Here is a 12,563-nt window from a genome sequence, read left to right as displayed (position 1 = left end):
GTCGATATGAATCTGCTCAGCCGATGGAAGATCCGCACCAAACTCGCGAGCATGGTTGCGCTGTCGGCGCTGGCCGTCTGCGCGATCATTGCGCTTACGGCTTCGCTGAGCGAGAAACGCATGCTGGCAGACCGGGTAAACCAACTGCGCACAGCGGTTGACCTCATGGTCGGCATGGCCGAGACGCTGCAGGACGAGGTCGCGGCCGGAAAAATGACTCTCGCCGAGGCGCAGGCCCAGTTTCGGCTGCGCGGCAGGAAGATGACGTTCGGCAATGGGCAAGGCTACGCGGTCGTCTACAACGCCGACACCTCGCTGTTGCTGAACGCCGCTCTGCCCCAGCTCGAAGGCAAAATCACCGGCGCGACCGATTCCAACGGCACCGTGATCGCCGACGCCCAGATCGGCGCCGCCATGCAGAGTCCGGAGGGAGGGACCGGCTCCTATCTCTATCCGCGTCCCGGCGAGACCGTTCCGGTTCGGAAAATGGTGTTCGCACGCCACTTTGCGCCGTGGAATATCGTCGTCAGCTACGGACTTTACGTGGACGACGTCGATGCCGATGTTCATGCGTTGCTGCTGCGCCTTGGCGCGGTCGGCGCCGTCGTGTCGGCGCTGATGGCCTTGCTGTCGTGGCTGATCGCCCGCGACATCCTGGGCGCGCTCGACCGGCAAAGGATCCGGATGCAGCGCATCGCCACCGGTTCGCTCGACCAGGCGGTCGAAGAAACCGAACGCGGCGACGAGATCGGACGCATGGCGGAAACGCTGGAGTTGTTACGGCAGACGGCGATGACGGCGCGGACGCTCGAGGCCGAGCAGGTCGCTACCAAGCAACAGGCCGAAAACGGGAAGCGTGAGGCCCTGATTGCACTGGCCGACCGCTTCGATGCGTCCGTGGGCCGGCTGGTTGGAATGATGGCGTCGGGATCGACCGAACTGGAAGCGACCGCGCAATCCATGACCGGCACGGCGGAACGCACCAACCACCGGGCGTCGGTCGTCAGCTCGGCGGCAGCGGAGGCCAGCACCCGGGTTCAAACGGTCGCCGCGGCGGCCGAAGAACTGACCTCGTCGATCGGTGAAATCAGCCGTCAGGTCGCGCAATCCGCCAATATCACCATCCGCGCCGTTGATAACGCGCGCCGCACCGATACCATCGTGCGCGCCCTCTCCGACGGAGCCCACCAGATCGAGCATGTCGCAGAACTGATTTCGAGCATCGCGGGACAGACCAATCTGCTCGCGCTCAACGCCACCATCGAAGCCGCGCGCGCCGGCGAGGCCGGCAGGGGTTTTGCCGTGGTGGCGGCCGAGGTCAAGAGTCTCGCAAACCAGACCGCGGAGGCAACCAAGGAGATCGGCACCCGCATCACCCAGATCCAGGGCGCAACCAAGGAAGCCGTCGAGGCCATCCAGGGCATTACCGCGACGATCGAGGAAGTCAGCACCATTGCAACAGCGATCGGTTCCGCGATCGAGGAACAGGGTGCAGCGACTGCCGAAATCGCGCGCAATGTGAATCAGACCGCGCAGGCGACGCAGGAGGTGACGACGAACATCGGCGGCGTCAGCGCCGCGGCCAATGAAACCGGTAACGCCGCCAGCCTTCTTCTGACCGCGGCCTCCAACCTCTCCAAGCAGGCCGAGCAACTGTCCGGTGAGGTCAACACCTTCCTGGCCGGAGTCCGCGCGGCTTAGTGCCGGCTTAACGACGAATCTCGTCATGCCCGGCCTTGTGCCGGGCATGACGTCTTGACCGCATTTAAGCAACAAAGACGTGGATGGCCGGGACGAAGCCCGGCCATGACGAAAAGACGAATGTTTATTCAAGAAGGAGCAGCTTGAAAATGCTCCACGCATTTTCGGTCATACTCCGGCCGCGGTTGCAGGCCGCCGAACGCTCAGTTGTTGGGCGGAAAATCCACCGGATTGTTTGCTTTGCCGGTGGGGAATTCAAAGATTTTCCGTAAAACCCCGGGCGCCATGGCGGAGATCGGATTGACGCGAAGCACCGGCTGGCCGGGTGAACCGACGACCTCGTAGGTCACGCCGATCAGCCCCTCATTGCTGCCGCCGCCCAGGAACAGCCCGACAATCGGAATCTGGCCGAACATGTTGTTCAGCCCATACATCGGAACGAAGGTGCCGCTCATGCGCACCTGATTGCCGGGGTAATCGATGCTGCCTTCGATGGTGGCGCCGATCATAGGGCCCTTCACGACGCCTTCCCGGATCGTGAGCTGTCCGTTTTGCCGGGTGAATTCCGCGCGCAACCGCGAGAAGGAAACGCCGTTCTGTAGGCCGGCCGGCCCGCCCGCGGCCAGCCGATCGAGCGCGGCCTCGCCCTTGACGGAGAAATCGCTGACATTAAGCAGGCCCTCTTTCGCGCTCGGTTCAACGGTCGGCGGATCCATCGCCAGCGCAAGCTGGCCTCCGAGCATCTTGGCGTAAGTATCCGTGAAGCGGAGGAATGCGCCGGCATCGCTGGTCTCGAGATAGATGACTTCGCGTTGTCCCTGGGCAGGTGCGCGCAGATTTCCGGTCAGGGGCGTATCTCGTCCAAGTTTGCCGGTAAGCGCGAAGCTTTTGAACATGCCGTTGCGCCGGGATACCTTGCAGTCGACGCTGCGCAGCGCTTCGCCGTAATAGCCGGCCACCGCACCGAGCTTCAGGTCCACGTCGAAATCGATGTTCTTGGTTTTGCTTTTGGCGTCTGCCTCCTTGCCCGAAATGGCTGACCTGAGAAAGCCGCGGCCGTCGAACACGTCGCCGCGCATGGTCACCTTGACGACGCCATCAGAACCACGATCGGCCTTCAGCGAGGCCTTGTCGCCTTCGGACGGGGAATAGGTCGGGAAGTTCGCGTTCATCAGGTCGCCGTTCTGATCGACCTCGAGCGATCCCTTGATCGACACGCCGCCGCCGTCGATGACGATGTCTTCAAGCCGGGTCGATTGCGGTTTCTGCACCACGTTGAAAACCGCGCGGCTCGACTTGCCCGGCAATTTGACCCAGCCCGGCAGGATATTATCGAGCTTCAGCGCGGTCAGATCGGCTTCGATGCCCATGCGGCTGTCGTGATCGGCGCTTGCTATCTTGCCGACGAGCTTGACCGGGATAGCCCCGCTGACCGCCGGGCCGAGATCGAATCCAAGGCGGGCGCGGCTTGCGTCGTCGAGTGTCGCCTGCAACTTGATATCGGCATCGCCATCACTGGGCTTGCGATAATCCAGCGAAGCCGCCTGGCCGTTGATCTTGACGTCGCCCTTGACCTGATAGCCCTGATTATTGGCGATGACTTTCAGCGTGGTGGCTTCGAGCTTCTGACTCATCACCAGGTGATCGGCGGCAAATCCGCTGAGGTCGGCGGTAATAGCGTAGGTGGTGTCGGCCTTGGTCAGTTCGCGCTTGATCGGCATCCCGAGCGTGACCACCGCGGAAACCGTGCCCTTGCTCGAATTGGGATCGATCAATGTGCCGGAAAATTCGCTGAGGCGATCGGAGGCGAGAATTTCGGCCGCCGCCGGCACCGGACCGTCGATCCGGAATTTGACCCGGGCCGGTGCGGGCTTGGGCGCCATGTCCGGCACCTCGAATACAAAATCTGAAATGTTGAGTTTGCGCCCAGCGGGCGTATCGGCCGCCGCCTGCGCGATCGTCACCGTCGCGGTGCGGCCGGTGACATGGGCTTTCAAATCCGCATCGCGCACCGAGGGCAGTTCGTCGACCGGATGCAAGGTCACGCCGCTGGCGAGGATGTTGACGGAGAGACCGTCATCGGGGATCGGCGGACCCCGGCGCGAAAGGTTTCGCACCGGAGAGTTGACACCTACCTCGATTCGCTGAAGCGAGCCGCGCTCGACCCGGTCGACCACCCATTCGCGGACCTCCGGCACGATCAGCACCGGCCACATCCGTTTCAGCGCGGATGCCGACATCGGCGTTCCCGCAAAGCCGAGCGTCAGGCGCGGCTCGGCCGAATAGTCGACACTGCCGGTCCCGGCGAATCCGATCTCACCGTTGCTGATATCGGCCTGGGTGAGCAGCACCCGCCGCTTGTCGGTGTCGAAGCGCACGCCGATGGCGATGCGATTGAAAATCAGCGGGGGTTCGTCGTCGATCCCCGCCAGCACGATGGTGCCGCCGCTGAAGCCCAGTTGCCAATCGGTAACGCTGTCGTTGGGCGGCTCGAGATGGGCCAGCAGCGTGATCCGGTTCGGGCCGGAAACGATCTTGAAGGGCGCTACCAGCACGCGCCGCCCGGAATCCCACTCGACGTCCATTTCCGCCGAATCGATCGCCATCGGATAATCGGGCGTGTCGCTGTCGATGATGTTGCCCGCGCCCGCGCTAAGCTTGCCGCGGAAATAGGTCGGCAGGCCGTCGCGGCCCAATTCGCCCTTCAACTCGCCGGTTAGCGGCAGATCAGCGCTGTAGGTCAGATCCTTCAGCCGCAGCGCCAGCAGGATATTTGTGGTTGAGACCTTGTCGGCGCGAATATCGACCGACCGCACGCCGTTGGCGGGAGGTCCGACCGCAACCCGAAGCGACCAGGCATGGCTGCCCTCTTCGCCCACGCTCAGCGCCACGCCGCCGCCGCTCGGGCGGCGAAGACTGAGAGTGATGTTTTCAAAATTCCATTTGTTGCCGCGCTGCTGGTCGTCGACGATCAGGTTGCCGTTCTTCAAACCGATTTCATTGAGATTTTGTCCGTCGAGTCCGGTCAGGCTCAGGCTGTCGAGCCAATCGAGGCCGGCCAGCAGTCCGCTTGCGGTATCGCGGTTATCGGGAGCCGCTGCGGCGGCAGCGGGCGGAGTACCTGACGATGACGGGGCAACCTGGCCAAGGGGAATCGGTGGTGCGGATTGACCGGCTGACGACGGCATTCCCCCTGGTTGCCTTTTTGACGCTACGCCGGTCGCCAGCGGCCGGGCGTTGTCGCCGGTGGAAACCGTCACATAGCCGTCCGGGGTGATGCGCACCGCAAGTTCGGCGTCCACCAAGTTGAGGCTCTCGGCGCGGAGCCGTCCCATCAATAGCGCGGTGCCCGATAATCTCACCTCGGCTTTCGGCGCGCTCGCCACGATGGCGTGGTCGCGATCCCTGACAATGATATCGCGGATACGCACGGCGATGCGGATCCTGCCGGCGCGCTCGATCTGGGTGCCGCCCACCTCGACGGTGTTGCCGTGGCCAATATTTTCCGCGATCGCCGCGGCCAGCCAGGGTGTCGCCATTTCGAGATTGATCGGACCGGCGCCAAGCCGCCACCACAATCCGCCGAAGCAGGTGGCGAAGATCACCATCAAAACCGCGGTCACGACGGCGAGGCGCCTTACCCAGCGCTCGCCGGCGATCCATCGGCGCAACCCGCCGAAGCGATCCGCTAGCTGATGAAAGCCGGAATTCGATCGTGACAGCAGCCGGCGCGCCTGATGGCACGCGGCCTCATCATGGTCCTGATCCCAATCGGGATCATCCCAATGCGAGACCTCGGGGTCAGCACGTGGATTCGACCCCTGGGGCGACGTTTTTCCTGTCATTGCCTCTCGGTGCCGGTGCTGATCGTAAGATTGATCGCCGTCAAGGCCGCGCGCGTCGACACGTAACGAGCGCTCCTGTGCCGGCATCGCTGCCAATCCTCGATTAATACTATTACTCGTCTTCCGGGCCCAAGGAGCACATTCAACGAGCGGACGGGTGGTGCGTCGAATTCCTTGTAAGCTTACTCCGAGGCCATCAGACTTGCCCAGCGGCCGGCTTGATTCCAGCTTGCCATGACAAGGCCCGCAATACCCCCATGGTTGATCCGCCGAAAGCGACGAAAGGAAGGCGTATGTCCAAGAAAACGCGTAAGAAATCCCCCAAGGCGGCCCCCAAGAAGGCTGCGCGTGCCCAATCGAAGACATCGGCGAAAACGCCGGCTTCGAAAACCCGGCTGGTGACGGCGAACAAGTCAGGCAAGAATGTCAGCAAGCAACCGCGAAAGACTGTTGCGGGAGCATCGCACAAGGCCGCATCAAAAGCGTTAAAATCGCCGGGCCGAGGCGCATCCGCCGTACGGGTTGCTGCGGCAGTCTCAAAGCCGGCCGTCGCTACGGCCGCAGCCAAAAATCCACCGGCGAAAAGCCCGTCGGTTGGAAAGGCAGATCCATCGGCGGCTCGCAAATCGGCTTTGGTCGAAGGCGCGAAGGCCCCCGCCTTCCGGCTTCCCCGCGACGGCGGCGACACCGTTTCGCTGGCCGACTACTCCGGGAAAAAATTGGTGCTGTTCTTTTATCCGCGCGCGGACACGCCGGGCTGCACCAAGGAAGCCATCGACTTCACGCGATTGGCGAGCGCCTTTGCGCAAAGCCAGACCGCGGTGCTCGGCGTTTCCGCCGACCCGCCGAAGGCGCAGGAAGCGTTTCGCGACAAGCACGATCTCACTACTCCTCTTGTGTCGGATGAGCAGCACGAGATGCTGGTTGCCTACGGCGTCTGGGGCGAAAAATCCATGTATGGCAGGACCTTCCATGGCATTCTTCGCACCACGGTTCTGATTGGCGCCGACGGCCGAATCATCAGGATCTGGCGCAACGTGAAGGTCGACGGCCACGCCGACGAGGTGTTGGCGGCGGTGCGGACCCTGTAATTCGAGCGGCCCGTTCGCTAAAAATTAACCATGACCAGGTCAAATCACCCCCGCGAATTTAGCCGTACGGAACTCCTGTCCGACCGGCGCGGGAGTGCCGATGCCGTACCGTTCCGGTCAATACTCCGAGTACCCCCAACGCCATCCTCACGACCACGGCCGGCCATCGTCGGCCCGCCGGCCGGCGATGAGCCACGCCTCGGCTCCTGCTGCCCCGCCCGCGCGAGAGGGCTACACCATCGTCCATGCCGGCAAACAGGTCCGGTTTGGGCCGGTGGCGTTCTGGATCGTGGTCGGCACGGTCAGCGTGCTCGGCATGTGGTCGGCCGCGACCGCGACCTATTTCGCGTTCCGCGACGACGTTCTCACCCGGCTGATCGCTCGCCAGGCGGAGATGCAATACGCCTACGAAGACCGCATCGCCGAACTGCGCGCCAAGGTCGATCGCACGACCAGCCGCCAGTTGCTCGATCAGGAGCAGTTCGACCAGAAGCTCGACCAGATCATGCGCCGGCAGACCACGCTGGAATCCCGCGCCACTGCGCTCGGCGCCATTCCGGACGGCCAGGTCACCGGATCGATCAGGCCCCCGGTGCGTGGAGCCGCGGCAACTGACGCTGTCTCGGGTGTGCCGAAACCTTCGCCGATCAGCGATACCGTGATTTTCGTGGCGCCCCCGGATCGCGAAGCGCGGCTCGAATCGCGCGCCCCGATCGCCGTCAACGCGCAACCGAATCAGTTTGCCAAGATCCAGGGCGTCGACAACGTCCTGGTGCGCCTGCAGACCTCGCTCGACCAGGTCGAGGGCCGCCAGATCGCGGCGCTTGGCGCGGTCGAAGACGGCATGGAATCGAGGGTGCGCCGAATGCGCGGCGTGATTACCGATCTCGGCCTCGATATGACGCAGCTGGAAGCCGCGACCCCGCGCGTCGGCATAGGCGGACCCTATGTTCCGGTCAAACTTCCTTCCGACGCGGGGCCGTTCGAGCGCCAGCTCTACCGAATCAACATCACCCGCGCCCAGGTCGAGCGTCTGAACCGGACGCTGGCGCTGGTGCCGTATCGCAAGCCGGTGGTCGGCGAAGTCGAATTCACCAGCGGTTTCGGAATCCGCACCGATCCCTTCCTCGGCCGCCCCGCCATGCACACCGGTCTCGATTTCCGCGCGCAAATGGGCGACCCCGTCCGCGCGACCGCGAACGGCAAAGTGGTGTCCGCGGGATGGGCTGGCGGCTATGGCCGCATGGTGGAAATCGACCACGGCAACGGTCTGTCGACCCGCTACGGCCATCTGTCGGAGATCGGCGTCAAGGTCGGGGATCCCATCAAGATCGGACAAGTAATTGGCGCTGTGGGTTCAACCGGCCGGTCCACCGGTCCGCATCTGCACTATGAGACCAGAATCGATGGCGACGCGGTCGATCCCCAGAAGTTCTTGCGCGCCGGCGTGCGGCTGAGCGCGGGCTGAGCTTACGGCCTCGGGCCGATGGCCAGGGCATGGCGTCAGTGGCCGACCTCGCCGTCGATGACGTCGCCGAACAATCGCCACGCCTCGCCGTCGAACTTCATCAGCTGCATCTGCTCGATCGGGAAAAAGTCGTCCGGGCTGGTATTGGCCTTGACGCCCGGCAGCATCATGTCGGTTGAGAAATCCCTGAGATTAGCGGCCTGCTTCATGACATTTTCGCGGGTCAGGTTGTCACCGCACTGCTTGAGCACCTGAACCATGTTCTGCGCCAGCACATAGCCGTAGACGTTGTTCGCGTTCAGCTTGTCGCCGTCGGGGTAATACTTGTCCATGAAGGCCTGCCATGTCTTCACGCCCGGATCGTCCTTCCAGGCCGGATCGGTTGGATCCTTCAGATAGGCCGTCGAGATGATGTCCTTGGCGTTTTCGAGACCCGCCGGTTTCAGCACGGCGGCCACCGATGTCGCGGTGTTTGCGAGAAAGAACTTCGGCTTCCAGCCGAGCTCGCCGACCTTCCGGATCGCCTGCGCCGATCCCTTCGGCGCCGCCCAAGAGAAGAAGATATCGGCACCCGAATCGTGCAGCGCGACGATCTGGGAATCGATCGTGGGATCGCTCACCTCATAGGATTTGTCGGCAATGATCATGCCGGCCTTGTCGCCGAGCCCGTCGCGCAATCCCTTGACCTGGTCCTTGCCGGCGTCGTCGTTCTGCCAGAACACCGCGATCTTGCCGTTCCGGAAATGGTCGAGGATGTATTTGGCGTAGATCCGCCCCTCGCTCTGGTAGTTGGGCTGCCAGCCCATCGTCCAAGGGAAGTGCTTGGGATCGCCCCACTTGGTGGCGCCGGAGGCGACAAAGAGCTGCGGCACTTTTTTGGCGTTCATGTATTTCTGAATGGCCGCATTGGAGGGCGTGCCGAGCGGCTGGAAGATCAGCAAGACCTCGTCGCCCTCCACCAGCTTGCGCGCCTGCTCGATCGCCTTCGGCGGGCTGTAGGCGTCGTCATAGGAGATGAAATTGATCTTGCGGCCGTTGATGCCGCCTTCCGCGTTGATCTTGTTGAAGTAAGCCGCTTCGGTCTTGCCAATCACCCCATAGGAGGAAGCCGGACCGCTATAGGGCATGATATTGCCGATTTTGATCTCGGTATCGCTCGCGCCCGGATCATATTTCTTCTGCGCACTCGCCGCGCCTGCCGTCAACGCGGCGCCAGCAAATGCCGCCAACGCAACAAGGTTTCGCATCCGCACCGACATCGTTCCCTCCCGCTAGGCGTTTTCTTTTGACCAAGTGTTGCAAGCCCCGCGCGCGCATGCAAGCATCGGCTTATTCCGTGACCCGAAACCGCATTGTTGCTTGCCGCCAATTATGATTGATGCAAGCGAGCACCTGTCACTGACAAGGCCCGTGGTTTGGAACTGAAAAGACGAATTGGCCCGCGGTATCCCAAACTCGCAACGTTCGGATTTCGCGCCGCGCGATGGCTCGGCGCGAAATCGATGGGGGCGCTGGGTTTTCATCAGCTCGGATCGGCCTTCGCCAAGGAGCGGATCGCGCGCGTCCGCGAACGGCTTGGCCGCGGCGAGACGGTCTATCTCGCGGGGCTCGGGCTGCCCGGCACGCACAATTCTGGCGTGGCGCTGGTGGAGGTGACGGAGGCCAATGGCCCGCGGCTGATCGTCAACAACGAGGAAGAACGCTTTTCCGGCAACAAGCACACCACAGAATATCCGCGCGCCTCGATCGATGCGATGGTGGAAACGCTGCGAGGCATGGGGCGCGATATCCATGATATCGCCGCCTGGCTTACCACCTGGGATTACCCGACGCTGGCCGGGACGCTCGCCCGCTCGGTGTTGGAGGAACTGCCGCAAAGCCTGAAGCTGCTGCGCACCACGGAGGCCGCCGGATACGACCGCCGCCGGCTCGATCAGATGACCCGCACGCCGAAAATCCTCGCCAGGCGGCTCGGCCTTTCCGAGCGTGTGCCGCTGATCTGCATGCCGCACCATGACAACCATGCCTGGTTTTCGTTCGCGGCTTCGCCCTTCGCCGGGGACGATGAACCCGTCGCGATTGCCGTGCTCGACGGCACCGGCGACAAGGGATCGGTCTCGCTTTATGTCGTCAGAAATGGCGAAATGCGGCGGCTCTACTGCAATGACAGCATGTTCGACTCGCTCGGCGCCTTCTACAGCGTGATTTCATCGACCCAGGGTGGCTGGACCTGGTTGTCCTGCGAGGGCCGCTACATGGGCGCCGCGGCGTGGGGCGACATGAACCGCGCCAGCAATCCGTACTATCCACGGCTGAGACAGGTTTTGGATTTGGGCGGCGCCGGCGAAGTGCGGCTCAATCGCGCTCTTGCCAACTGGTATTGCGACCCGTTCCATCATCCCTACAAGGCGGCCTTGATCGATATCCTCGGCGTGCCGCTAAGATCCGATCAGCTCTGGAATCCCGACGCGGTGCTGCGGGTCGAGGACATCCAGCACCGGCCCGACACCAGGAATCGTCTCGACAAGGCCGCCGCGACGCAACTGGTGCTCGAGGATGCGATGATCCATGTAGTCGATCATCTGCTGCGCTTAACCGGCGCCAGCCGGTTGGTGCTGACCGGCGGCGTGGCGTTGAATGCGGTCGGCAACATGCGCCTGCTCGAGCACTTCGACGAGGCGTGGTTCGCGAAGGCGCAGCAACGCAGGGCTCGCCTGCATCTGTGGGTGCCGCCTGTCCCCGGCGACCCCGGCGTCACCATCGGCGCCGCCTGGCTGTTCGCGCATCTGGCAGGCGCACCGCGCGGCGCCCCGATGACGCACGCATTTTATTGCGGATCCTCGCCAGAGCGTCAGGACATCGCAGCCGCGCTCGAGGCCGACGACATCGCCTCAACAGGGATCGGGGATATTGCGACGCCCGACGGACGCGACGCCGTTGCCGATCTGATGGCATTCCTGGTGGCGCAAAACGGCGTCATCGCGCTCTATCAAGGCGCAGCCGAAACCGGGCCGCGTGCCCTCGGCCATCGCTCGATCCTGGCCAACCCATGCGACCCCGAAGTGCGCGAGCGGCTCAACGAGCGCGTCAAATACCGCGAAGCGATCCGCCCGCTGGCGCCGATGGCGACGCTGGACGCGGCGCGGGAGTATTTCGATCTGCAGGAGGGCGCGTCGGACGCCGAATACAACGCCTACAACTACATGGTCCTGACGGCGCGATCGAAGCCGCACGCGCGCGAAAAGATTCCGGCGGTGATTCACGCCGACGGCACCGGGCGAATTCAGATCGTGCGCGCGCAAGACGACCCCCTCACCTACGCCTATCTGAAGGCACTCGGCCGCCACATCGGTGTCGAGATATCCGTCAACACGTCGTTTAATGTCGCAGGTCCCATCGCGCAGACGCCCGCCCAGGCGATCGATACGCTGCGCCGCTCCAAAGGTCTCGACGTCGTGCTGCTGGTGGCTGACGACGGCGCGGTGTATGCGGCCTGGCACGGCGGCAATCGCGACAGCGGCAGGTTTACGGGGTGGCTTTCGGAATGGAAGGTGGCGCGGACAGGTGGCTGATTACGTCGCTGCGCCCTTCGACCGCGATACGATCTCGATCATCTTGCCTTCATCGTCGTCGGGCGCATGGGCTGTCGCCCTGGCATACGCCTCCACCGCGGCGCGCCCCATCAGGGGAACGTCGGACAAAAGGCTCTCGGCCAACGCCACGGCGTAAGCCGCATCCTTGTGCCGCAGCGCCGCGGTGAAGGTCGCGCCGGAAAAATTCCGCGCCACCATCCGCTTGGAATGCCGGAGCACCTGTGGGCTGGCGGCAACGCCGGTCTCGATCGCCTCCAGCACCAGCTTCATGTCGAGACCGGCCTGCTCGGCGATCGCGAGGCCCTCTGCGATACCGGCAATCTGGATCGCGCCCATCAGATTGTTGATCAGCTTGTAGACGGTGCCGGTGCCGACGGCGCCGAAATGCCGGATCGTCGTCGAGAGCGGCGCCAGATAAGGCCGCGCCCGTTCGAGATCCGCGGGCTCGGCGCCGACCAGCAGCGTCAATTTTCCGCTGGCCGCGGCATCCGGCAAGCCGGCGACGGGACTATCGATGTAGATGAGGCCGCGTCTGCGAAGCTCGCGCGCCTGATCGATCGCGTGGTTATACGATACGGTGGAACACTCGATCGCGATCGTGCCGGCTTTCATGGTCGCGGCCGCGCCATCCCTGGTGAGCCACACGGCGCGCGATGCCTCGTCGTCAGCGACCATGGTCACGACAGCCTCGGCATCGATGGCGGCATCCTCCGGCGACGTCGCCCATCGCGCGCCGCGCGCGATCAGATCTTCAGCCTTGGCCTTGCTCCGGTTCCAGACCGCGACCGTGAAGCCGGCGTCGAGATACCGGCCGGCCATGCCGTGGCCCATCCGTCCGAGGCCAATGAACGCGACCTGTGCCATG

General features: G+C 63.6%; 7 protein-coding genes. 4 read left to right on the top strand and 3 right to left on the bottom strand.

Annotated elements, in window-relative coordinates; genetic code table 11:
* The first annotated feature begins 6 nt into the window (after positions 1-6).
* Positions 7-1,701 carry a methyl-accepting chemotaxis protein gene (locus B5527_RS17170; protein WP_079602580.1) on the top strand — a complete coding sequence of 565 codons (1,695 nt, stop codon included), beginning with the start codon at positions 7-9 and terminating at the stop codon, positions 1,699-1,701.
* Between the two features lie 203 nt (positions 1,702-1,904).
* On the opposite strand, the gene B5527_RS17165 is transcribed toward B5527_RS17170, so the two are convergent.
* On the bottom strand, positions 1,905-5,633 hold the full coding sequence (locus tag B5527_RS17165; RefSeq protein ID WP_079602579.1) for a DUF3971 domain-containing protein: 3,729 nt from the start codon (positions 5,631-5,633) through the stop codon (positions 1,905-1,907).
* Between the two features lie 206 nt (positions 5,634-5,839).
* Between B5527_RS17165 and B5527_RS17160 the strand changes: the two genes are divergently transcribed.
* Together B5527_RS17160 and B5527_RS17155 are read left to right on the top strand one after the other, a co-directional pair.
* Positions 5,840-6,637 (top strand): peroxiredoxin, encoded by a 798-nt coding sequence (locus B5527_RS17160; RefSeq protein ID WP_079607336.1) that lies wholly within the window; start codon positions 5,840-5,842, stop codon positions 6,635-6,637.
* A 100-nt stretch (positions 6,638-6,737) separates the two neighbouring features.
* The gene (locus B5527_RS17155) at positions 6,738-8,105 is read left to right on the top strand and encodes a M23 family metallopeptidase (protein WP_079607335.1); all 1,368 of its coding nucleotides are present in this window, start codon (positions 6,738-6,740) and stop codon (positions 8,103-8,105) included.
* Positions 8,106-8,140: 35 nt separating this feature from the next.
* On the opposite strand, the gene B5527_RS17150 is transcribed toward B5527_RS17155, so the two are convergent.
* Entirely contained in the window at positions 8,141-9,364 is a 1,224-nt protein-coding gene (locus B5527_RS17150; RefSeq protein WP_079602578.1) for an ABC transporter substrate-binding protein, read from the bottom strand.
* 156 nt (positions 9,365-9,520) lie between these two features.
* Here B5527_RS17150 and B5527_RS17145 point away from each other — a divergent pair, with 156 nt between their 5' ends.
* The gene (locus B5527_RS17145) at positions 9,521-11,677 is read left to right on the top strand and encodes a carbamoyltransferase C-terminal domain-containing protein (protein WP_245332627.1); all 2,157 of its coding nucleotides are present in this window, start codon (positions 9,521-9,523) and stop codon (positions 11,675-11,677) included.
* Here the strand turns inward: B5527_RS17145 and B5527_RS17140 are convergent, their stop codons facing one another.
* Positions 11,678-12,562 (bottom strand): NAD(P)-dependent oxidoreductase, encoded by an 885-nt coding sequence (locus B5527_RS17140; RefSeq protein WP_079602576.1) that lies wholly within the window; start codon positions 12,560-12,562, stop codon positions 11,678-11,680.
* Position 12,563: the final 1 nt, after the last annotated feature.

The sequence above is a fragment of the Bradyrhizobium erythrophlei genome (assembly GCF_900129425.1).
Taxonomy (GTDB): domain Bacteria; phylum Pseudomonadota; class Alphaproteobacteria; order Rhizobiales; family Xanthobacteraceae; genus Bradyrhizobium; species Bradyrhizobium erythrophlei_C.
The sequence above is the reverse complement of the archived record's forward strand: the minus strand, read 5'-3'. Positions and strand labels throughout refer to the sequence as shown.

Coding starts and splice junctions, on each gene's coding strand:
- B5527_RS17155 (WP_079607335.1), top strand. CDS start 6,738: ATGCCGTACCGTTCCGGTCAATACTCCGAGTACCCCCAACGCCATCCT.
- B5527_RS17150 (WP_079602578.1), bottom strand. CDS start 9,364: ATGTCGGTGCGGATGCGAAACCTTGTTGCGTTGGCGGCATTTGCTGGC.
- B5527_RS17140 (WP_079602576.1), bottom strand. CDS start 12,562: ATGGCACAGGTCGCGTTCATTGGCCTCGGACGGATGGGCCACGGCATG.
- B5527_RS17160 (WP_079607336.1), top strand. CDS start 5,840: ATGTCCAAGAAAACGCGTAAGAAATCCCCCAAGGCGGCCCCCAAGAAG.
- B5527_RS17170 (WP_079602580.1), top strand. CDS start 7: ATGAATCTGCTCAGCCGATGGAAGATCCGCACCAAACTCGCGAGCATG.
- B5527_RS17165 (WP_079602579.1), bottom strand. CDS start 5,633: ATGCCGGCACAGGAGCGCTCGTTACGTGTCGACGCGCGCGGCCTTGAC.